At 50.9% G+C, this 22,107-nt stretch carries 16 protein-coding genes; 6 read left to right on the plus strand and 10 right to left on the minus strand.

Annotated elements, in window-relative coordinates; genetic code table 11:
- Positions 1 to 4: 4 nt before the first annotated feature.
- Genes H8L32_RS00730 through gspG form a run of 7 tightly spaced genes read right to left on the minus strand, consistent with a single transcriptional unit; the run spans position 5 to position 5,947 of the window.
- A complete protein-coding gene (locus H8L32_RS00730) occupies positions 5 to 577 on the minus strand; it encodes a hypothetical protein (RefSeq protein WP_186945254.1) in 573 nt (190 codons plus the stop codon).
- Positions 574 to 1,188, minus strand: a complete 615-nt coding sequence (pilO, locus tag H8L32_RS00735) for a type 4a pilus biogenesis protein PilO (RefSeq protein ID WP_186945255.1) — start codon at positions 1,186 to 1,188, stop codon at positions 574 to 576. Before pilO ends, H8L32_RS00730 begins: the two co-directional genes overlap by 4 nt.
- On the minus strand, positions 1,185 to 1,739 hold the full coding sequence (locus H8L32_RS00740; protein ID WP_186945256.1) for a hypothetical protein: 555 nt from the start codon (positions 1,737 to 1,739) through the stop codon (positions 1,185 to 1,187). Before H8L32_RS00740 ends, pilO begins: the two co-directional genes overlap by 4 nt.
- On the minus strand, positions 1,736 to 2,581 hold the full coding sequence (locus H8L32_RS00745; RefSeq protein WP_186945257.1) for a hypothetical protein: 846 nt from the start codon (positions 2,579 to 2,581) through the stop codon (positions 1,736 to 1,738). The genes H8L32_RS00740 and H8L32_RS00745 overlap by 4 nt, the downstream gene beginning before the upstream one ends.
- Positions 2,574 to 4,268 (minus strand): GspE/PulE family protein, encoded by a 1,695-nt coding sequence (locus H8L32_RS00750; RefSeq protein WP_408058782.1) that lies wholly within the window; start codon positions 4,266 to 4,268, stop codon positions 2,574 to 2,576. Before H8L32_RS00750 ends, H8L32_RS00745 begins: the two co-directional genes overlap by 8 nt.
- The gene (locus tag H8L32_RS00755) at positions 4,265 to 5,467 is read right to left on the minus strand and encodes a type II secretion system F family protein (protein WP_186945258.1); all 1,203 of its coding nucleotides are present in this window, start codon (positions 5,465 to 5,467) and stop codon (positions 4,265 to 4,267) included. The genes H8L32_RS00750 and H8L32_RS00755 overlap by 4 nt, the downstream gene beginning before the upstream one ends.
- Positions 5,468 to 5,503: 36 nt before the next feature.
- Entirely contained in the window at positions 5,504 to 5,947 is a 444-nt protein-coding gene (gene gspG / locus H8L32_RS00760; RefSeq protein WP_329605144.1) for a type II secretion system major pseudopilin GspG, read from the minus strand.
- A gap of 557 nt (positions 5,948 to 6,504) precedes the next feature.
- Between gspG and H8L32_RS00765 the strand changes: the two genes are divergently transcribed.
- Positions 6,505 to 8,079 (plus strand): sensor domain-containing diguanylate cyclase, encoded by a 1,575-nt coding sequence (locus tag H8L32_RS00765; protein ID WP_329605145.1) that lies wholly within the window; start codon positions 6,505 to 6,507, stop codon positions 8,077 to 8,079.
- Between the two features lie 86 nt (positions 8,080 to 8,165).
- On the opposite strand, the gene H8L32_RS00770 is transcribed toward H8L32_RS00765, so the two are convergent.
- Complete coding sequence (locus H8L32_RS00770) at positions 8,166 to 8,462, minus strand: hypothetical protein (RefSeq protein WP_222619117.1); 297 nt, start codon at positions 8,460 to 8,462, stop codon at positions 8,166 to 8,168.
- A 429-nt stretch (positions 8,463 to 8,891) separates the two neighbouring features.
- Here H8L32_RS00770 and H8L32_RS00775 point away from each other — a divergent pair, with 429 nt between their 5' ends.
- The gene (locus H8L32_RS00775; RefSeq protein WP_186945260.1) at positions 8,892 to 12,950 is read left to right on the plus strand and encodes a Pls/PosA family non-ribosomal peptide synthetase; all 4,059 of its coding nucleotides are present in this window, start codon (positions 8,892 to 8,894) and stop codon (positions 12,948 to 12,950) included.
- A gap of 465 nt (positions 12,951 to 13,415) precedes the next feature.
- Here the strand turns inward: H8L32_RS00775 and H8L32_RS00780 are convergent, their stop codons facing one another.
- On the minus strand, positions 13,416 to 13,643 hold the full coding sequence (locus tag H8L32_RS00780) for a hypothetical protein (protein ID WP_186945261.1): 228 nt from the start codon (positions 13,641 to 13,643) through the stop codon (positions 13,416 to 13,418).
- Between the two features lie 169 nt (positions 13,644 to 13,812).
- On the opposite strand from H8L32_RS00780, the gene chrA reads away from it, so the two are divergent.
- The 4 genes from chrA to H8L32_RS00800 all read left to right on the plus strand — a co-directional run bounded on the left by chrA (position 13,813) and on the right by H8L32_RS00800 (position 20,784).
- Positions 13,813 to 15,186 carry a chromate efflux transporter gene (chrA, locus tag H8L32_RS00785; protein ID WP_408058783.1) on the plus strand — a complete coding sequence of 458 codons (1,374 nt, stop codon included), beginning with the start codon at positions 13,813 to 13,815 and terminating at the stop codon, positions 15,184 to 15,186.
- Positions 15,187 to 15,324: 138 nt separating this feature from the next.
- Positions 15,325 to 16,059: a translesion DNA synthesis-associated protein ImuA gene (imuA, locus tag H8L32_RS00790; protein WP_186945262.1), complete on the plus strand. Its 735-nt coding sequence runs from the start codon at positions 15,325 to 15,327 to the stop codon at positions 16,057 to 16,059.
- Positions 16,001 to 17,584, plus strand: coding sequence for a Y-family DNA polymerase (locus tag H8L32_RS00795; RefSeq protein WP_230412010.1), 1,584 nt, complete (start codon positions 16,001 to 16,003; stop codon positions 17,582 to 17,584). The genes imuA and H8L32_RS00795 overlap by 59 nt, the downstream gene beginning before the upstream one ends.
- A 5-nt stretch (positions 17,585 to 17,589) precedes the next feature.
- Positions 17,590 to 20,784 carry an error-prone DNA polymerase gene (locus H8L32_RS00800; protein WP_186945263.1) on the plus strand — a complete coding sequence of 1,065 codons (3,195 nt, stop codon included), beginning with the start codon at positions 17,590 to 17,592 and terminating at the stop codon, positions 20,782 to 20,784.
- 18 nt (positions 20,785 to 20,802) lie between these two features.
- Here H8L32_RS00800 and H8L32_RS00805 read toward each other — a convergent pair whose 3' ends face one another.
- Entirely contained in the window at positions 20,803 to 22,104 is a 1,302-nt protein-coding gene (locus H8L32_RS00805; protein WP_186945264.1) for an ABC transporter ATP-binding protein, read from the minus strand.
- Between the last annotated feature and the right edge of the window lie 3 nt (positions 22,105 to 22,107).

The raw sequence follows: 22,107 nt of genomic DNA on the forward strand, positions 1-22,107 counted from the left end.
TACGTTAATCAACGTTACCAATTTGTATGGTTTGTACCTGATTCAGGGGCAAGTAAGTCAGGGTCATGACGGGTGGCTTGATAACATCCACTCTATAGCTGCCTTCCAGAACGCTTTGCTCTTGAACGATATAAGTTTTTTCACCGTAAGAGAGGTAAACTTCTGTCACCCCTTCTTCCACTCTTTTACCTATATAACGAAACGGCATGGGAGGCGCACTTGGCGGTGGAGGTGGTGGTGCCTTGGCCACCGGCGGTGGAGGTGGCACCCACGACTGCGCTGAAAAAAAACTGTCACTGGCTTTATAGTCACCAGAAATCAAGGATTTTCTGTCAATGATGCTGCCAATATCAGGCCCAGGTTTTTTTTCTGCTTTGACACCAGATTGATTCACGACCTGACTGTACGCAGGCTTGCCGGGCAAGACTTCATTACCTGACTTTTTTGCTTCTTGCTTTACGGTTTTTGCAGGAGTTGCAGCGTCAACGATGTCATTTTCGGGTGTCCTGTCTGCAAAAAAAGCAAACCAGACTCCTATGAGCAAGCCGATTCCAAGTAAGATTTTTCTTAACTTCATTCGATATTTCCTGATGAAGATGCAGGTTCGTCAGTAACAAATAAGGTGAAGACGATTTTAGAATCAATGACTGCTCCATTTATCGTTTCACGTTTGAATGAAATTTCATCCAATGACGCAAACGGGATCGTAAGCAGCACTTGTTCAACAAATTTACGCAATTGTGTATAGCTTCCCTTTACGGGCAACTGTATGCGATAGGTAAAATATTGACCCGCATTATTTTTTGACAGTTGATATTCACCTGTCTTAATTGCGATACCTGATTCTGTCGCCAGAAAAAATACTGTCTTTAGCTGCTGCTCAACATATTTTTTTTCACCCAGATGTTCATAAAATATATTCAGGCGAACTGTATTTTCATCACTGACAATCTGCTTCAGATCGAGCTGTAGTAGTTGCTTTTTTTCTTTCAGTTCTGTCGCCCGCTCTTCAAGTCGAAAAACTTGCTTTTGGGTGTAAGGTATGCCCCAACACCAGGCAACAATAATCGCGACAAGCATCAAGAGCAGAAACAAGTTCGCCACGCCGATGGCGCGCAAGGCGACTTGTACCAGCAAGCTTACCGGCGGCGCCGGTTTGTTCACTTGATTGATCTGGGCAGAGGTCATTGCTTTACCTCTGATTGCCACTGCGCTTCAAATTGAAAGCGGATTGGTTTACTTGGATCTTGTTCATTGATCTCATGTTTTTCCAGAACAATCGAAGAAAAAAAAGCCTGTCGTTTTAATACTTCAATATAGGCAATCATGTCTTCAGTGCTCTTGGACTCGGCAATGCCTTTCATCAATGACTTTTTCATGTCTGGAGTTACTTGCAGCAAAGCCGCTTTATCAGTGGTCGCTTTTTCCAGCGCATCAAGTAAATTGGTCCATGGTGTATTCAATTGTCCAATAGCCTGATTGACCGCATTGGTTTTATCAACGGGTAGTTTCATCACTACCTGCTTTTTCTTGCCAGCTTGCAGCTTTGCTATTTCGGCTTGCGTGGTCTGCACTTTAACTTCTGTATCCCGCTGCCTTTGCAGTAGTTGCATGGAGCGCCACGCGAGGACGCTCCCCATTGACAGCACCAGCAGCGCTAACAAAAAACTCGTCAGCGTCGTGTTATACAAACGCCTTACCAGTGAGTTAGGCGCGAAATCAATTTGCAACATTTTCATGATGCTGCTCTCGCCTGCAAATGAGCCGGCTCTTTCACCTTCAAGGGACTTATCTCCGTTTTTGGCAAAACGAGAGTCGCGATTGGCCAGGTTTTCGATATCGAACTATCGACACACTTCCAGTTTGAGGGTATGTCTCCAGCCAATTTAAGCTGCCCAGGCATTGGCAATTGATGCGAGATGGACTCGCGCTGTATCTGCGCGCACATCCAGTCTTGTGCATTATCCAATGGCAGGGTCAGCACCTTGATGGCCTGCAGCCTGCCTTCATTGATCATGGCAAGCACTACATTCTGATCAAAAATGGTAGCAAACCAATCCCCTGCCAGCAGTTGAGCCCTGCAGTCATTCCAGATACGTACAAAACGTGGCTGCAGGCTCAATACATGTTGACGATGTATTCTGGCAGAATCTGAAATGGCGATTTGCAAGGCTTTGGGGATGGCACAAACCAGCGATGGCGATGCAAGCTGCCAATCGGCATTCATCTGCCAGTCATCGCCCGGCAATCCAAATAAAGTCTCAAAACGCATATTCGCAACAGCCATATAGTCTTGCAAAGATTTTGCATTCGCTGGTGGCAGTACAATAAAATACTTCAGCAATTCATCAGCTATTGTCAAGTGCAAGAAAGCTGATTTTTTGGGCATGCCATTAAAAGCTTTTCCCCAAGCTTCAGACATGTTTGCCAGATTGATCTGGGCATTTGCGCCTGACGCATATTGATGCTGGTGCAGTAGCGTTTGTTTTTTTGAGCGATGCCATGCCCCAGGTTTGTATGCCAGTTTCAAATATCCGGCATGGATATACACACTGATGGAAGACGCAAAAAATTTAAGCATGCAGCGTAATCCTTTTGATTTCTTCCAGCGTGGTTTCACCACGTTGCACCATAGCCAGGGCAGCCTCGCGCAGTGTCGTGGTGCCATTGCGCCGGGCGGCATCCTTGATTTGCCTGATGGGACGCTTTTCGATAATCATTTCCCGAATTTCATCAGTTAATGTCAGTATCTCGGCAATCGCGCGACGCCCTTTGTAACCTGTCCCTCTGCAATCACCACAACCGCTGCCTTTTCTAAAATGAAAATCCTGTACTTCATCGAGCGTAAGATTGACGCGCTTGAGCATGTTTTCATCCGCAGGTACTGTTACGGAGCAATGAGGGCAATTGATACGCACCAGACGCTGCGCCCAGATGCCGTTCAAGGCAGAAACAAAGGCATACGGGTCTATACCCATGTGCGAAAAACGGCCAAAAACGTCAAAAACATTGTTGGCATGCACGGTAGTTAACACCAGATGGCCCGTCAAAGCTGATTGCACGGCAATTTCAGCCGTTTCCTGGTCGCGAATTTCACCGACCATGATTTTGTCGGGATCATGGCGCAAAATTGAACGCAGGCCTTTGGCAAAGGTCAGCCCTTTTTTTTCATTGACGGGTATTTGCAAAATGCCCGGCAACTGATATTCAACCGGGTCTTCAATCGTAATTATTTTTTCCCGTCCGTTATGTATTTCAGACAAGGCGGCATACAGGGTTGTTGTTTTTCCTGAGCCTGTGGGGCCGGTGACCAATAACATTCCATATGCTTCTTCGGTCAGCATACGCAAGGTGACCAACGAAGGTTCATCAAACCCCAATGCTTCAAGACTTAATGCGCCATATGATTCAACCATGGCTTGTTTGTCGAGAATACGGATTACCGCATCTTCACCATGAATGCTGGGCATAATGGAAAGACGCAAATCAATTTCCCTGTCATTCACTTCAATGCAGAAACTACCGTCTTGTGGCACACGACGCTCTGAAATATCAAGCTCTGCCAATACTTTCAATCTTGAAATAACTTGTTCGGCATCAGAAATACCTGTCGTTGATGTGATGTGATCCAACACACCATCAATGCGGTATTTGACGGCCAGTCCTTGCGGCGTACTTTCCAGATGCACGTCTGATGCCCCGGCTTTCAGTGCATCGTATAAGGTGGCATTGACCAACTTGACTGCGGGGCTGGTTGCCTCGCTTATAGAGCCATATGAAAGCTTGGTGGCTGCTTTGCTTTCACGCTTTTCGTGCGATGTTGAGCTTACAAGGCCATCTGTCGTTTTTGCCGACTCTTCCTGCCTGGACAGATAGGCTTGTATATCTGAGTTCAAGGCAAGGCAAAACTGTATTTCAGACTTTGCGGCAGAGTTCAGAAAAACCTGGGCATCGGGATCAAATGCGTCTGAAATAATGCCCAGCAGTTTTTTGTTCGCATCGCGCAAAATTACGCATTGTTTTTGCATCGCACGGTTCAATGGCAACAAATCGAATGCAGGTTCGCACGCCAACATATCGGCGGTTTCAGCTATACGCATATCAAATAAAGTTGCCACAGCCACCAATAAATGTCTTGGTTCAAGATGGCTTATCTGTATTAATGCATCCCATAAGGAAACCTGATGCGCAGATGCAAAATCGCGTGCTTCTTGCAACATGGTATTGCTTATCTTTGCCATGCCGTGAATGGTGGTGACAGTACTCATGAAAAACCATCCGCGAGATTAAATATGGGCATATACAACAGCACGACAATGACGCCAACGACAATGCCTATCACCGCCATCAAGAGCGGCTCAAAACTGCGGATGAAGCGATCTATCCAGCGACTGATTTCACCTTCATAAAAATTGGCAGACTGAGTCAGCATCTTTCCCAATTCGCCAGTTCTTTCACCGACACGCAAAAGCCGCTGTGAAATCGGAGTGGTCAACTGATGGCGTTCAAATGCATCAGACAACATCTCGCCAGACGCTATGGCCGCACTGGCTTGCTGCAATGCTGGCCGCATATCTGCGTTCAACATGGTTTCGGTTGTTGCCAATGCCGCAACTATGGGTATACCGCCATCCAGCAGCATGCCCAAAGTCATATACAGGCGAGACAGGGTGTAGATCCGGATAGATTCACCAAACCCCGGTAATTTGCTGATGATTCCCATTGCGCCGCCACTTTTCCACACACGCGCAAACAAGTAGATGAGCATTGAAACGCATACCAGGCTAAGGATACTGATAGCCGCACCATGGCTGGCGACAAAATTTCCCCAGTCCAGTAGCAGTTGGGATGACCAGGGCAGTTCCCGGCCAGTGCCCCGATATACTTCAGCAAAACGCGGCACAACATATCCAAGCAGAAAAAAAGTAACGCCCGAACCTACCGCAAACAGTATGCAGGGATAAATCATGGCGCTGATGATCTTGTTGCGAACAACATCAATGCGTTGCTGATATTCGATGAAGCGGGACAATGATGGAGCCAGGCTGCTGGTGCGTTCAGATGCCTGAACGATGCCAACGAACAAGGGATTGAAGTAATCTTGTTGCTCTAGCAAAACTTGGGAAAACCGCTTTCCCTCTTGCAGCCCTGAGAATACTTTTGATAAAACGGCGCGTATATCCTGATTATTTTCTTTTTCCAGCAAGGCCTCAAGTGACTCTACAATGGTCAAGCCAGCATTAAGCAGCGCAAGCAATTCCTGACTAAATAAAAGCAGGGAAAATTTGCCCTGGCCAGCACCTTTACGGTACAAACCACCGAAAGACAGTGTACTGGCTTGCTGAATTGACGATATGGCCCAGCCACGCGCCCTGATTTGATGGCGCGCATCGTTTTCATCGCTGGCATCCAGCAACTGCTCGACAATTCGCTGATCCGGCGTCACTGCCCTTACTTTGTAGCGCATACCATTTAATTTTCAAGAACTGTGCGCTCAAAGCACTTAATTACTGATATCGGCGTCATCACCAGTACCACCTGCCAGCCCATCCTTACCGTAAGAACTGACTTCAAAGTCTTTGTCTTTTGCTGGTGACTGGTAGTGATATGGTCGCCCCCATGGGTCCAAAGGAATGGCTTTTTTGAGATAGGGGCCATTCCATTTTGGATTTGATCCAGGATTTTCCAATAACGCAGCCATGCCCTCTTCCGTAGTCGGAAAACGACCTACATCAATTCGGTACGTGTCGAGGGCTTTCTCAAAAGCTGTTATCTGTGCTTTGGCGACAGCAACTTCAGATTTGCCGATCTGTGAGAAGTACTTTGGCCCGACGTAAGACGCCAGCAAACCAATAATAACAACCACGACCAATAATTCGAGCAATGTAAAGCCCGCTGAGGAAGGTCGAATAGATCGCCTTCCCGGCTGATGAAATAATCCGTTCACTTGTATTTTTAGTCTTGGCTAATGTGGAAATGTGGTGCAAATTTTATGCACATGTTCATTACGGAAGGGATTCGACACAGACCTGAAATGGCGTGAACTCTACTTCGATTCAGGAAACATGCAAGAAATTTAGGCAGGTCACTAGAGTAACATAATTTTACATTCCAGCAAACAAAATTACACATTAAGCATGAATTTGTGCATTACCTATCTTCAAAACCTGGCATAGACAGACGGTCGCCACACTCACTCTAAATGCCTGCTACCTGACTATTCGACTTTACCGTATTTGCATTTCTACATTTAGTCAAACATCCAGGTCTTCATATCAATCGGTAAATCAACATCAAAAGGGGACACCATAACCATGACCTCACCTCTCATAAAGAAAACATCAGCATCCTCGATGCCTGCAGGAAATATTTCCTACCAACACATCAATAAGCCGATATTTTTTTACCAATATATCCTATAATTATTGGTATCTTTGCACTTTCCTTGATGCAATATACTTTCCCGCGTTCCTGCTTTTCATCAACGGATGGAGGGTTCACTTCATGACGACTATGACTGCCATCAATACTGGCCTTCCTGACCCTGCCCCCAGAAAATTCCCTGTTACTGCGCTGGCAACCGGATTTGTGATACTGGTGTGTGCTTCTTTAATTCTGGTCCAGGGCTGGGTAACTTGGCGGGCACGCGAGGTGCAACTGGCGGAAACCGAGAGGGCCACCTCGAATCTGGCACGTTCCATAGGGCAGCATGCTTACGATACGATCAAAGGGGCCGATACCGTCCTGGTGGGATTGGTGGAAAGGCTGGAGGTGGATGGTGTCACGGAACCCAATCTTGAGCGCCTTCATTCCTTGCTGGTCAAGCGGGTTCAGGAATTACCGCAACTGCATGGCCTGTTTGTATACGATCAGGATGGTCGCTGGATAGCCAATTCACAGGCGACGCTGAACAAGAATGCCAATAATTCAGATCGTGAATATTTCATCTACCATCGCGAACACACAAATCGAGGTGTGCACATAGGCCCACCGATCAAAAGCAAGTCCACTGGTGAATGGATAATCACTGTGAGCAGGCGCTTTAACAATAGTGATGGCAGCTTCGCCGGCGTTGTTTTGGCAACCATCAATATGAGCTATTTCAAGACCTTTTACGAACAATTTGATATCGGTGAAACCGGGGCGATTTTTGTTGCACTGACAGATGGCACCATCCTGCTGAGGCGTCCTTTTGAAGAAAAATCCCTAGGCAGGAATATTGGGCAATTCCCCTTGTTTCGTGACTATCTTCCCAATGCCAAAGTGGGGACACAAACCTTTACGTCCGGCCAGGATGGTATCGTCAGAATCAATAGCTACCGGCAACTGGATCTCTATCCACTGGTAGTGTCGGCTGCACTGTCCAGAGATGAAGTTCTGAAAGAATGGAAATCAGATGCCATCGTGCATGCCATAGGTGTCGGTTGCCTTGCATTGGGCCTGGCCTTGATCGGATCACGGCTGATCAGGCAAATCAATCTTCGTGTGCAGGCCGAAGCTGAACTACTCAAGGCGCGGCACTCACTGGAAAATTTGAACCGGACTTTGGAAAAACTGGCGATGCAGGATGGCCTGACCGGCCTTGCGAATCGACGTCAGTTTGATATTGCATTAAAAGATGAGTTCAGCCGGGCAATGCGTAATGCCAGTTCACTGGCGTTGATCATGATAGACGTAGATTGCTTCAAGCAATACAACGACATCTATGGCCATGCCGCCGGTGATGAATGCCTGCGTGAAATCAGCAAGGTGGTTGCCGCCGGCAAGCACCGCCCCGGCGATCTTAGTGCTCGTTATGGCGGTGAAGAACTGGTCATCCTGCTGCCCGGCACCGATGTGACAGGCGCCATGAAAGTAGCTGAAAACATCCGTCAGGCCATTTACCAACTTGAGCTCAAACACACTGGCAATTCTGCGGGCGTGGTCACTATCAGCGCAGGCATAGACGCCTTTGTACCAGTCCGGGAAAATAATCACGCTATTGAGCTGATCGAAGCGGCAGACAAGGCACTCTACTATGCCAAATCACATGGACGAAATCGCGTGCATGCGGGAAATGGCGAGCATAAACCAGTCTGAATTGCGGATGATTTGGGGCTGGTGATCAATTTTCCGGACAGGGTATTCTGTATATGCAAGATAGTGTCTTATCGATCAGGCCTTAGCTATTTGTCCTCTTGCATGTCAATGCTGTCGCGATTGCTACTATGCATATTGAAGAACGCAATCAACCAAAAAAGTGCGCCGCCAATGCTGCCTGTTATGAATAACAGCGCATAAAGAGAGATATCCCCTGCTGAAAATAGTGATAACAAGTCCAGCAAAAATATGGGGGCGATAGCAGCACATGCACCGCCCAGCATGGCTCTCAACAAGGTTTTTTTCTTGATCAATATTCCCGCAATGGGAAGACCCAGCAAGAAAAACATGCATATCCCAACACAAGCAGTACGGGAAACCATGCGACACTTCCGCTACGCTGCCAACTCAAAGTAGCCAATGTCAGTATTGGTACGCTCGGTGAAATAACGATAGCCAGTATCAATCTATATCGTTCGTAATTTTTCAAGATTACCTTCATTAGTGTTTGCGAGCATCCTTGCAACTGCCTAAAAGATGTCGGACATTTCATCGATCAGCATATGTAAATCAATATCGATAGTTAAAAATCGACTTTACCGCACCGCAGCAAAAAAAATATTTCATTCATGCTGACCACGATTTTATCGTGCACAAATATCAGCGTTTTCCTACCCCTTAAAATCACCGTGTTGGTGTATCAAAATGTTAAAATCAGCATCTTAGTTGCAATTTCTCAACACGAGAAAGTATTTGGCGTAAACACCCAAAATTTAGCCTATATTAAGTGACCTTTCTCTTTTGAATTTTTTATGCATTCGTTTAGCAGCACAATAGCAAACCCTGAAATTTTGTATGGTGAGCAAAGACCTGATTTTTTGCGTGATGAAGTGCTGGCAGATCTGTTGGAAGCAAGTGCGGCGGCATTTCCAGACAAGACGGCACTTATTGCAGGTGAGCAAAGTCTCAGTTATCGCCAGTTAAACGAACATGCTGATCGTGTCGCTTCTGTTTTAATTGCTGCGGGTGTGCGCCCGGGGCATATAGTCGGGCTGTGGCTGACGCGAGGCATTAATCTGCTGGTCATGCAGGCCGCTATTGCAAAATCGGGGGCGGCATGGCTGCCTTTTGATGCAGACACTCCAATTGATCGTATTACAGTCTGCCTGCAGGATGCCAATGCCTTTGGCATCGTCAGTTGCCAGGCATTTGCTGATGCGCTGAATACCCTTTCCCTTACTACCTGGCTGGCGGAAGACCTGCTGACATCGACCGATGCCAGCCTTTTGAAACGTGGTCCGGTCAAAGGCACGGATCCGGCCTATGTGATTTACACCTCTGGCTCCACGGGCAAGCCCAAGGGCATACTGGTTAATCAGGGCAGTATCTGCCACTTTCTGCGCAGTGAAAACCATGTGCTGGGCATACGCAATGATGACCGTGTGTATCAGGGGTTTTCATTGGCATTTGATATGTCCTTTGAAGAAATCTGGATCAGTTATCTGGTGGGGGCGACCTTATGGCTGGCGCCCAAAGAAATTACGGCTGACCCCGATGCCTTGCCGCTGGCACTGAATACAAATCATATTACAGTCTTGCATGCGGTCCCTACCCTGCTTGCCCTGTTCACACATGAAGTTGATAGCCTGCGTCTGATCAATCTGGGTGGCGAGATGTGTCCCGAGGTCTTGGTCAAACGCTGGTCACGGCCAGGGCGGCAGATGTTCAATACTTATGGTCCGACAGAAGCCAGTGTCTCGGCCAGTCTGGCCAGGCTGCAGGCAGATCAGGTGGTGAATATCGGCAAGCCTTTGCCGAATTATTCTTTACTGGTAATTGCTACTGATGTGGAAAATGGCCTGCGTCTGTTGCCTGCGGGTGAAACTGGCGAGCTTTGCATTTCTGGCCCAGGTGTAGCGATAGGCTATCTGGGGCGGCCTGATCTGACGGCAGAAAAATTTCTGCCCAACCCCTGGGCCAGCCACCCACATGAAGAAAGGCTGTATCGCACCGGTGATCTGGCCTGTTTTAATGCGGATGGCACGGTCCAGTGTCTGGGGCGGGCGGATGATCAGGTAAAAATCCGTGGCTTTCGGGTTGAGCTGGGCGAGATTGAATCTGTGCTCGCCAGGCAGGCTGGTGTGGGTGCGGTGGCCGTGGTGCTGCGCAAAGAAGATGAGATAGACCAGATCGTTGCCTTTATCGTCAACGATCAATTGGCGGCTGATGCCGGTGCAGAAGCGCTTGCACGCCACGCAGCCGAGTTGCGTGCCACGTTGGCTAAGGCCTTGCCCGTGTACATGGTACCGGCCCGGTTTGAATATCTGCCTGAAATGCCCAGGCTGACCTCGGGCAAAATTGACCGTAATACCCTGAAAAAACTTGAGCTGGTGAAGTTGGCTGCCAATCATGATTCTGACATCGCCGAAACCGCAGCGGAAGAAGTCCTGTTTCCTGCCCTGGCAAGTCTGTTCCCTGGTCAGGCGATTCGTCGCGCATCTGATTTTTTTACTGATCTGGGTGGCCACTCCTTGATGGCGGCCAAGCTGGTCTCGATGCTGCGCAAACATCCACAATTTGCGTATTTCAGAATCAGTGATGTGTACCAGCATCGCACCATCAGCAATCTGCTGGCTGCGCTGGAGAGTTCCAGCCAGGCCCAGACTATGGCGGCAACTGCGGCAGCAACATCTGGCACCAGCCAGGTCTGGACCCACGCCCCCGACTGGAAGCGCTGGCTGTGTGGCCTGGGCCAGGCTTTCGCCATCCCCTGGCTGGTGGCGATGCGTATGGTGCAATGGCTGGCACCATTTTTTGCCTATCATTACTTTACTGGTGACCCTGAGGATTCCATCGCCAGGGCGGTAGCCTTGTCGGTGGGTGCCTTCCTGTTGCTGACGCTGGCCGAATTTGCAGTTGCCATTGCCGGCAAATGGCTGATAGCCGGTCGACTTAAAGCCGGGCGGTATCCGCTGTGGGGATTGACTTATTATCGCTGGTGGCTGGCAGACCGGCTCATGGAAGCAGCGCCAGCTTACATGCTTAGCGGCTCATCCCTGTATGCATGGTGGTTGCGTGCTCTGGGGGCCAAAATAGGCAAGGATGTAGTAATAGGCTCAATCACCTTGCGTGCGCCTGATTTGTTGCAGATAGGCGATCACTGCAACATCGGCAATGCCAGCAATTTTGAAAATGCCCGTGTCCAGCATGGTGAGCTTTTGCTGGGACGCATTGCCATGGCTGATGAAGCCTATGTCGGTTCTTATGCCGTACTGGAAGGCGATGTCAAAATTGAAGCGGGTGGCCATCTTGAAGCGCAATCGGCCCTGAGCAGTGGCCAGATTATCCCGGCTTTGCGCATCTGGAAAGGTTCGCCAGCACGCGATGTGGGGGCATTTGATCCGCAGATTTATCCGCCCAGGCCGCAAGTTTCTGCCTTGCGCCTGATGGGCGAAACGATCTTTTTTGTATTTGGGTCCTTATTGATCAGTGCATTGTTCTTCATGCCAGTCTTCCCCAGCTTTGTGACGATAGACTGGTTTGATAATTCTGAATTATTCCCTGGCTTGCAAAGCAATTCCGTGATTTTCCAGTTGGTGAAGTATTTCTTGCTGGCCTTTCCGGCAACCGCTGTGCTGATCGTCTGCACTGCCCTGCTGTCTGCCGGTATACGCTGGAGTATCCTGCCGACCTTGAAAGAAGGTAAATACCCCGTGCACGGCAATACCTATTGCGGTAAATGGTTGGTCAACCAGATACAGGAATCCAGCCTGAATGTCTTGCACGGTGTGTATGCCACAGTCTATGCGCCGTTCTGGTATCGCCTGCTGGGTGCCAAGGTGGGTCGTGGTGCCGAGATTTCAACAGCACTGGGTGTGGTACCCGATATGCTGACGCTGGGGGATGACACCTTTATTGCCGATGCGGTATTGCTGGGGGATGAGCAAATCGACGGTGGCTGGATGAGCATGCACCCTACCGTCATTTCACGTCGCAGCTTTGTCGGTAATGGTGCGTATATACCGGATGGCACCATACTGCCGGAAAATGTACTCATCGGTGTGCATACCAGCGCACCATCGAATCAGCAAATGCGTGAAGGCGACACCTGGCTGGGTTCGCCGGCAATCCATTTACCGGCACGTGAGGAAACCAGGGGCTTTCCCGAAAACCTGACCTTCCGCCCATCCATTATCCGTCGCCTGGGCCGTGGCCTGATTGAGGCGTTCCGTATCATTGCGCCACATGCCATGGTGATTGCCGTCGGCTATACCATCGTTCTGGATTTGATGCCTTTGGCTGGCGATGACCGCTGGAGTGAAGTCTTGTATTACCTGGTGGTTGCCGGTCTGCTGTATGGTGTCGGCAGTTTTGCCTTTGTACTGGCGCTGAAATGGTTGCTTATTTTCCGCTACAAGAAGAGCAGCGTACCCATGTGGACACCGTTTGTCTGGATATCGGAAGGCATTACCAATCTGTATGAAGGGATAGCGGTACCAAATTTCATGCGTTATCTGCGTGGCACCCCCTGGCTGCCGCTGGTATTCAATTTGCTGGGCTGTAAAATCGGGCGTGGTGTGTATATGGATACCACCGACATTACCGAATTTGATTGTGTCAGCATTGGTGCTTATAGCGAAATCAATGCTCTCGCCTGTCCGCAAACCCATTTGTTTGAAGACCGCGTCATGAAAATTGATCATGTCAGCATTGGTGAACGTGTGTATATGGGGCCACGCAGTGCCGTTCTGTACAGCGCGGTGGTGGCAGACAATGCCAGCCTGGGTGCACTGACACTGGTGATGAAAGGTGAGTTCATACCGGCAGGTTCCAGCTGGCATGGCTGTCCTGCGGCGATGACGGGGGCATGAGCACGCCTGGATGACAGGCAGGCAGATACAGTTGAGGTAAAGTTGGGGTAAAGCTTTTTTGGGACAAAATTACAAAGCCCGGCTTATCACTTATTCATCACTTATCTTGTGATAAATAAGTGATAAGCCGGGCTTTGCAGCATCAGTTGCAATCAGTCACAATCAGTCGCAATCAGTCGCAGTTGGCATATACCTGCACATGCAGGCGTCTTGCGCAGATTTGTCTGAAAATGCGATTATTCAATTCCGTCAGGATTGATATCGGGTATGTTGAGTTGATGGCATCTTGATTGACCGGCCCATGCTTGCAGCAAGCAGGCTGCAAAGCACTGCTTCAGGTATCAGCCGCGTCCTATGCAGGTCTTGGCAATTGATGCAAACAGTCTGATCACAACTGACATCACATTGACATCCATTTTAAGTAGAATAGTACTGAACAGGCTGGATGCATCTCAAAAAATACGATTACCAGTTTGCTTTTGACAGTATCACCAGCCATTTGCGGAGCAACAGAATTTCCAGATGGCCTGCCTGCACACCCGTACTGCAATCCATTACGGGGTTAACATAGTAAGAACGCTGGCGGAAATCCCGGCAGACGAATATTTCGCGACGACCCAGACGCATCAGAAAAGAAGTCGGGGCGAATTGCAGGCTGAAACGTGTGTCAAAAGACTGTTCAAGGTTTGCCATAATAGTTAATCTCCATGTCGGTTACGAATGATAGAAGAACAGTAATCAGGTCATTACGCAGCATTGTTCGTCCATGAACGTACTTTAACACAAAGTACTGTATATGCAATCAGTATTTATTCTGATGTCGTTTTCTGAGCTCATCTGCAGGCAGGCAAAAACATGAAAAATGACGCTACCCACTATGACGCAATCTGACCCAGCTACTCTCAAACAGGCTACGCCACCGACTGCAGTCAGCTTTGGACAGGCACTGCTTTTCTGGCTGAAGCTGGGCTTCATCAGCTTTGGTGGCCCTGCTGGGCAAATTGCCATCATGCATCAGGAACTGGTGGAAAACCGCCGCTGGATTTCAGAACGGCGCTTTCTGCATGCCCTTAATTACTGTATGGTCCTGCCTGGACCAGAAGCACAGCAGCTTGCTACCTATATAGGCTGGCTGATGCATAAAACCCGTGGCGGCATTGCTGCCGGTGCGCTGTTTGTATTACCTTCCCTGCTGATACTGATTGCTCTGTCATGGATCTATATCGCCTATGGCGACCTGAGCCTGGTGGCCGGTTTGTTCTATGGCATCAAACCGGCTGTCACGGCAATTGTGGTACAGGCGGCACACCGCATCGGTTCACGCGCACTTAAAAACAGTTATTTATGGGGCATTGCAGCCGCTGCTTTCATGGCAATTTTTGCTCTGGATATTCCTTTCCCTGTCATTGTCGTACTTGCGGCAATCACTGGCTATGCAGGTGGCAGACTGGTACCGGAAAAATTCAAGACCGGCGGAGGCCATGGCAATGCCAACACTTCCTATGGCCCGGCGCTGATTGACGACGACACACCGACACCGGCTCATGCCCGGTTTGCCTGGGGCCGTTTGTTATGGGTGCTGATCACGGGCCTGGTATTGTGGGCCATCCCCATGGGCTTACTGACGACATACTATGGATGGAGCCATACACTGACGCAAATGGGCTGGTTTTTTACCAAGGCAGCTCTGATGACGTTTGGCGGTGCCTATGCGGTATTGCCTTATGTCTACCAGGGGGCCGTCAGCGGCTATGGCTGGCTGACACCAACGCAGATGATAGATGGCCTGGCACTGGGTGAAACCACACCCGGGCCATTGATCATGGTGGTGGCCTTTGTGGGATTTGTTGGTGGTTATGTGAAGGCTGTGTTCGGACCAGACTCGCTCTTTCTGGCAGGCGCAGTCGCTGCCGCGCTGGTGACCTGGTTCACCTTCCTGCCTTCGTTTCTGTTTATCCTGGCTGGCGGGCCGCTGGTGGAGTCCACCCATGGCGATATCAATTTCACCGCCCCGTTGACGGCAATTACGGCAGCCGTAGTGGGCGTAATTTTGAATCTGGCCTTGTTTTTTGCTTATCACGTCATCTGGCCACAGGGATTTGCTGGCCAGATGGACTGGATGTCTGCCCTGATCGCTATCACTGCCGCCATTGCCCTGTTACGTTTCAAACGCAATGTGATCCATGTCATCGCTGCATGTGCTGTCCTGGGCCTGGTCATCAAGACATTGGTTTGATGATATGCCTCAGAAAGTTGTAATAACAAAACTGCAGCATGGGCAATGCGGGTAATAAGGAATTAATAAGCAGCGAGTTTGTGTTTGAAGTTTTGGGTAGAATTACATATACTGTATATTTATACAGTATAATCTATCATGCCCAGTATTTCCCCACTTGTTGCCGAAGGTATACATCCCGCATTGTGGCGTGCCTCACAATTGGCGCGTGGTCATGGTGCTTATCTGGATACCGGTTTTCCTGAATTGCGTCTTGAATTGCCCGGTGGCGGCTGGCCTTTGGGGCAATTGACAGAAATTCTATTACCCACCGCCGGCATTGCTGAACTGAGCTTATTAAAACCAGCCCTGAATCAATTGCAGGGCCGCCCCATCGTCTTGCTGACACCGCCCTATACACCGCAGGCACTGGCATTATCCTGTGCCCATTTAGAAACCTCGCAGTTGATCTGGATCACGCGCAGCAAACAGTCAAATGCACTCTGGGCAGCTGAACAGGTGTTACGCAATGGCAGTTGCGGTGCCCTGCTGTTCTGGCAATCACAGATACGCAGTGAAGCACTGCGTCGCCTGCATCTGGCAGCCCAAAGTTCGGATACCTTCTTTTGCCTGATGCGCAGCCTGCAGATGGCACCACTGCCATCACCGGCTCCGTTGCGGCTGAGCCTGCGGCCTGTCGCCGGCGGACTGGAACTGGCAATGATCAAACGTCGTGGCGGCCTGCGTGATCGTCCGCTGACACTGCGTATAGCAGCCCATCATTATTTGTATTCACATGCCCATACCAACAAAGAAAACAGTACGGCAGACAGGCATGCTGGTGCAACGTCCGCCACTCTGGCTCGCCGTACACCTGCCCATGCTCCAGCTTGAAGTGTTTGTGAAACACTGGCCTGGCGTCGAAGAAAGCATACCCAGTGCCGTGCTTCAGCAGGGCCGGGTTAGTGCAGTCTCGCAGTCAGCGCGCCAGGCTGGCGTGTATACGGGCATGCGCACGGGTGGTGCGCAGATGCTGCTGCCTGATATTCGCTGCTTTCAACGCGACACCCAGCAAGAGCAACTGGATTTGCTGGCCAGTGCCACCGCTTTGCTACAGTATTCGCCCCAGGTGGCGCTGGCAGAAGACGACACCATTCTCATTGATATCAGTGCCAGCCTGAGCTTGTTTGGCGGCATCCGTGCCTTGCGCAAGCGTATTCAGGCCACCATGCAGGCCCTGGGACTGACGGCAAACACGGGTATTGCCCCCGTAGCCAGGGCGGCATGGCTTTTTGCCAGGCTGGCAGCACAGAAAAAACGTGTGGGCAAGCATGTGCTGGGCAGTAAAAAACTTGACCGTCATCTGGACCGCCTGCCCGTTGGCCTGCTGGCAGCAGCACAAGATTCGCTGGAGTTATTACAGGGCATTGCCTGCCACAGCCTGCAAGATTTGCGACAACTGCCACGACCTGGCCTGCAAAGACGCTGTGGCAAAGCCATCCTGCATGAACTGGATGCGGCCTATGGCGAACAAACCGAACTGCATCAATGGCATGTCGCCCCACCCGAATTCAAGGCCAGGGTGGAATTGCCTGACCGTATCGAGCAGGCCGATGCCCTGCTGATGTATGCCCGCAGCCTGCTGACCCAGTTGCTGGGCTGGCTGACCGTGCAGCACCTTGCGGTCAGTCATATCCATCTGGAGTTATTGCATGAACGGGGACGCCAGGCCATTCCCCCTACCCTGTTTGATCTGAAGCTGGGGCAAGCCTGCTGGCAGGAAGCGCATTTGCTCAGCTTGTTCAAAGAGAGGCTGACGCAGTTGAAACTGCACAGCGCTGTCATCGCCATCGTACTGGAGGTCAAACAGACTAGCCCACGCGAATTGCAGAGTGAAGCTTTGTTTCCCGAGCCAGGCGGCAAGGCGGAAGACCATCAGCGATTGCTGGAATTGCTGGTTGCACGCCTGGGTGAAAACGCCGTATTAAAAGCCCAGCCACAAGCCGACCACAGGCCGGATGTGGCCAATGCCTGGGTGTCAGTCACAAAATCAGTCATAAAATCAGTCACAAAATCGGTCACGAAACCAGTCATGAAAGCGGCCATAAAAAAAACCACTGCATCCAATGCGGGCCCGGTTGCCGGTATGCATGCAGCAGTCAATTTACGACCAGACTGGTTGCTGCCCAAAGCATTGCCCCTGGAAATCCGCAATCACCGCCCTTATTACGAATCAGAACTGTCACTGATTTCACCAGCCGAGCGCATAGAAGCGGGCTGGTGGCATGAACAGATACAGGCACGTGATTATTTTGTCGCCATAGATGCCAAAGCCGTGCGTTACTGGATTTATCGTGAACGCGCGATGGACCCGGACAGTGACCATGCCGTCTGGTTTTTGCATGGTGTATTTGGGTAAAGATCATGATAGCCAGCAGCCTGCTCCCTGCCTATGCCGAATTATTCTGCATGACCAATTTCAGCTTTTTGCGAGGTGCATCGCATGGTGAAGAACTGGTAGCCCGTGCCATCAGCCTGGATTATCAGGCCCTGGCCATTACCGATGAATGCTCACTGGCTGGCGTGGCCCGTGCACATACTGAAGCAAAGAAAAGTGGCTTCCCACTGCTTATAGGCAGCCATTTCAATCTCAGCGATGAAGCAAACGAAAATCTCGCAGATGAAACACCGGCAACAGAAACCGGGCTGCATTTGATCGCCCTGGCACAAAACCGTGAAGGTTATGGCAATTTATGCGAATTGATCACGCTGGCACGTGGCCGCAGCAGCAAAGGCAATTACCTGCTGACCAGGAAGGATTTCTCCACCCCACCCGCAGCATTGCGCCATCTGGCATCGCTGCCGGATTGTCTGCTGATACTGGTACCGGCCTATCCGGCTAAACCTGCCAGCCTGGCCGGCCAGGCCAACTGGCTGGCACACACCTTTCCCGGGCGCGCCTGGATAGGCTTGAATCTGCTGACGCAAATGGCCGATTCTTATCAGCAGGAACAGGTGTACCTGGCCGCCGATCAATGCAATCTGCCCGTGGTGGCGATTGGCCAGGTCTGCATGCATGTACGTTCACGCAAGCCCTTGCAAGACACCATGACGGCCATACGCACAGGCAAGCCAGTAGCCGAATGTGGTTACGCCCTGGCGCTGAATGCAGAGCAGCATTTGCGGTCACGTTTGCGGCTGGCAAATATCTACCCGCGACAGGCACTGGCAGAAACCATCCACATCGCCAATGCCTGTAATTTCTCGCTGAGTGAATTACGCTATGAATACCCGGATGAGCTGATTCCCAAAGGGCATACACCCGCCACCTATCTGCGTGTGGCAGTGTACAAGGGGGCGCAACTGCGTTACCCGCAAGGCTTGCCATCAGGGCTGGCAGACCAGATAGAAACCGAATTACACCTTATCAATGACCTGGCGTATGAGGCTTACTTCCTGACCGTGTATGACATCGTCAATTTCGCCAGGGACAAAGAAATTCTGTGTCAGGGGCGCGGTTCTGCCGCCAATTCCGTGGTCTGCTACTGCCTGCATATCACCGAAGTCAATCCGGAAACACATACCCTGCTGTTTGGCCGCTTCCTGTCCCGGGAAAGAAATGAACCACCCGATATCGATGTCGATTTCGAACATCAGCGCCGCGAAGAAGTCATGCAATACGTGTACAACAAGTATGGCAAAAACCGCGCCGCGCTAGCCGCTGCGGTGCATACTTACCGCCCCCGTGGCGCTCTGCGTGAAGTAGGTAAAGCGCTGGGGGTTGATCTGGATATTGTCGATGCAGTGGCCAAATCGCATCGCTGGTTTGACAGCAAGCAGGAATTATTGAATCGCTTTGCCGAATGCGGTCTGGATGTCCAGTCTGTACTCGCACAGCAATGGGCAACACTGGCAACGCAGTTATTGGGCTTTCCGCGCCACCTGTCACAGCACAGCGGCGGTTTTGTGATTACCCGTGGCAAGCTGTCACGCCTGGTCCCGATAGAAAATGCAGCCATGGAAAACCGCAGTGTCATTCAGTGGGACAAGGATGACCTGGAATCGCTGGGCCTGCTGAAAGTGGATATTCTGGCGCTGGGTATGCTGTCAGCCCTGAAACGGGCACTGGATATGATGAGCAATTTCCCAGGCAAACCGGCCAGCATGCAGGACATCCCCCGGGAAGATTCCGTCACTTATGACATGATCTGCAAGGCCGATACCATCGGGGTATTCCAGATTGAATCGCGGGCACAGATGAGCATGCTGCCACGCTTGCGTCCACGTCAGTTTTATGACCTGGTGGTGCAGGTGGCAATAGTACGGCCCGGGCCAATACAGGGCGGCATGGTCCATCCTTACCTGCGTCGCCGCCAGGGCAAGGAAGCCATAGAAGAACACAAAGATCCGGCCATGCGCGCCGCCCTGAGCAGAACCCTGGGTGTACCGATTTTCCAGGAACAGGTCATGCAGATTGCCATGCTGGCCGCCGACTTTACTGCTGGCGAAGCAGATGGCCTGCGACGCGCCATGGCAGCATGGAAACGCAAAGGCGGACTGGAAGGCTATCACGACAGAATCGTCAACACCATGGTCAAAAACAAATACGACAAAGCCTTTGCCGAAGCCATTTTTGAACAGATGAAAGGTTTTGGCGAATATGGTTTTCCTGAAAGTCATTCATCCAGCTTTGCCATACTGGCCTATATCAGCAGTTGGATCAAATGCCATGAGCCGGCCATCTTCCTGTGTTCATTATTGAACTCGCAACCCATGGGCTTTTATTCGCCATCACAACTGATACAGGATGCGCGCCGTCATGACGTCAAAGTCAGGGCGGCCGATGTGATACATAGCAACTGGGATTCTTCACTGGAAGAAATGGCACATAATCGCTACACCAGCACCCTGCAGCCTGCCGTTCGCCTGGGGTTTTCCCTATTGCAGGGCATGTCTGAAAGTACGGCCCTGCGCATACAGCAAGCGCGTAAGGAACAGGCTTTTACCGATGTACAGGATCTCGCCCGACGTGCCGGGCTGAACCGTCACGATCTGCATGTACTGGCGGCGGGCAATGCCCTGTTGGCCCTGAGTGGCCACCGGCGCCAGGCCTTGTGGGAAGCCATCGGTGCATTGCCGGACCGGGATTTGCTGCGCCCGACCAGCATACAGGAACAGACACCTGTACTGAAAGCACCAAGCGAGGCGCAGGAAATCCGTAGTGACTACCATGCCATGGGCCTGAGCCTGCAACGTCATCCCGTTGCCCTGTTGCGTCCGCAATTACTGGAAAAGCGTTTCCTGCCGGCAGACATGCTTAATACCTTCCAGCAGGGGCAGTTTGCCCGTGGCTGCGGGCTGGTGACAGTCAGGCAGCGGCCCGGTACGGCCAAGGGTGTACTGTTCATCACGATAGAAGATGAAACTGGTCCGGTGAATGTGATTATCTGGCCTTCACTGGTGGAAAAACAAAGGCGTGAAGTCTTGAACGCCCAGTTGCTGGGCGTCTATGGTATCTGGCAATGTGAAGCTGAAGTCCGCCACCTGGTCGCCAAACGTCTGGTCGACATGTCACATCTGCTGGGGCAACTGACAGCAGGCAGCAGGGACTTCTGTTAAGCCAGGCAGAGGATGCGCTTATTCATCATTCGTTTCCGGCAAAGTCAGGCGACCGGTATGGTAATCATACTCATAGACTTCACCATAACGGCCCCATTCGATGGCAACTTCCAGGACTCGCTTTGCTTCATCGGTTTTGAGGAACTCTTCCAGCAAATCAATCAAGGGCTGCTCGGACAGACTGCCGCTGGTTTCAGCTTCCAGCTTACGCCGTATATGGGCAGCTAGCGGCACATGGCTCAACAGCTGCTGACCAAACAATTCCTGCTTCTGCGCCTGATCGACTTCCGCATATTTCTTGCCCAAAGGCGTCAGCATGATGTCGCCTTTTTCCAGGATGGCAAAACCCAGCAAGCTCAGTGCTTCATAGGTGGGGAATAATTCTTCATCCGACAGTTCGGCCTCTTCACCCAGTTGTGGCAAGTCGGCGCGGCCATTGAATGGTGCCTCGGCCAACAAATCCAGCACCCCTTCGATACGGCTGACATCGGTTTCGGGCAGACGATAACCCAGATGCCGTGTCAGGGATGCTTCTGCGGTAGCTTCGTGGGTAGCACGCATGGTCATCAAACCATACACTTCATCGATCAGTGCCCTGACTTCGGCCGAATCCACATCGCGCGGCCTTGGCAAATCAATCTTGATTTCACAGCGTACCGTGCCAGGGTCACTGGACAGAATGATAATGCGATCTGCCATCATCACTGCCTCTTCGATATTGTGCGATACGATGAGTATGCCCTTGGTGGAAATGCGGTCTTCTTCCCACAATTCCAGCATGTCATTGCGCAGGGTTTCACCGGTCAGCACATCAAGTGCAGAAAAGGCTTCATCCATCAGCAATACATCAGGATTGGTCACCAGTGCCCGTGCGATACCGACACGCTGCTTCATGCCACCCGACAATTCACGTGGCAAGGCACCACCAAAGCCCGCCAGGCCTATCAGTTCCAGTACGGCATCGGCCCTGGCTTCACGCTCTGCGGCCGGGACACCCTGAGCTTCCAGCCCCAGTTCCACATTTTGCTGCACCGTCAGCCAGGGGAACAGGGCAAACGACTGAAACACCATCGCAATACCGGCAACCGGGCCAAAAATGGATTTATCGCGGTAGGCTACCTTGCCTGCATCGGCAGAAATCAGGCCGGCCATGATACGCAGTAAAGTCGATTTTCCAGAGCCGGATTTACCCAGCAGCGCAACGATCTCACCCTCTTTAAGTTGAAAATCAACCTTGTCGAGGATCAGGCGCGATTTGCCGTCAGCGGCTTTGAATGATTTGGCGACCTGGTTAAGGTCCAATAATAAGTTTTGATTCATCTT

It is taken from the genome of Undibacterium hunanense (assembly GCF_014284335.1).
Classification (GTDB): Bacteria; Pseudomonadota; Gammaproteobacteria; order Burkholderiales; family Burkholderiaceae_D; genus Undibacterium; species Undibacterium hunanense.

Excerpts from the sequence above, each read along its gene's own strand:
- H8L32_RS00730 (WP_186945254.1), bottom strand. The coding sequence starts at position 577 with ATGAAGTTAAGAAAAATCTTACTTGGAATCGGCTTGCTCATAGGAGTC.
- pilO (WP_186945255.1), bottom strand. The coding sequence starts at position 1,188 with ATGACCTCTGCCCAGATCAATCAAGTGAACAAACCGGCGCCGCCGGTA.
- H8L32_RS00740 (WP_186945256.1), bottom strand. The coding sequence starts at position 1,739 with ATGAAAATGTTGCAAATTGATTTCGCGCCTAACTCACTGGTAAGGCGT.
- H8L32_RS00745 (WP_186945257.1), bottom strand. The coding sequence starts at position 2,581 with ATGCTTAAATTTTTTGCGTCTTCCATCAGTGTGTATATCCATGCCGGA.
- H8L32_RS00750 (WP_408058782.1), bottom strand. The coding sequence starts at position 4,268 with ATGAGTACTGTCACCACCATTCACGGCATGGCAAAGATAAGCAATACC.
- H8L32_RS00755 (WP_186945258.1), bottom strand. The coding sequence starts at position 5,467 with ATGCGCTACAAAGTAAGGGCAGTGACGCCGGATCAGCGAATTGTCGAG.
- H8L32_RS00765 (WP_329605145.1), top strand. The coding sequence starts at position 6,505 with ATGACGACTATGACTGCCATCAATACTGGCCTTCCTGACCCTGCCCCC.
- H8L32_RS00770 (WP_222619117.1), bottom strand. The coding sequence starts at position 8,462 with ATGGTTTCCCGTACTGCTTGTGTTGGGATATGCATGTTTTTCTTGCTG.
- H8L32_RS00775 (WP_186945260.1), top strand. The coding sequence starts at position 8,892 with ATGCATTCGTTTAGCAGCACAATAGCAAACCCTGAAATTTTGTATGGT.
- H8L32_RS00780 (WP_186945261.1), bottom strand. The coding sequence starts at position 13,643 with ATGGCAAACCTTGAACAGTCTTTTGACACACGTTTCAGCCTGCAATTC.
- chrA (WP_408058783.1), top strand. The coding sequence starts at position 13,813 with ATGACGCTACCCACTATGACGCAATCTGACCCAGCTACTCTCAAACAG.
- imuA (WP_186945262.1), top strand. The coding sequence starts at position 15,325 with ATGCCCAGTATTTCCCCACTTGTTGCCGAAGGTATACATCCCGCATTG.
- H8L32_RS00795 (WP_230412010.1), top strand. The coding sequence starts at position 16,001 with ATGCTGGTGCAACGTCCGCCACTCTGGCTCGCCGTACACCTGCCCATG.
- H8L32_RS00800 (WP_186945263.1), top strand. The coding sequence starts at position 17,590 with ATGATAGCCAGCAGCCTGCTCCCTGCCTATGCCGAATTATTCTGCATG.
- H8L32_RS00805 (WP_186945264.1), bottom strand. The coding sequence starts at position 22,104 with ATGAATCAAAACTTATTATTGGACCTTAACCAGGTCGCCAAATCATTC.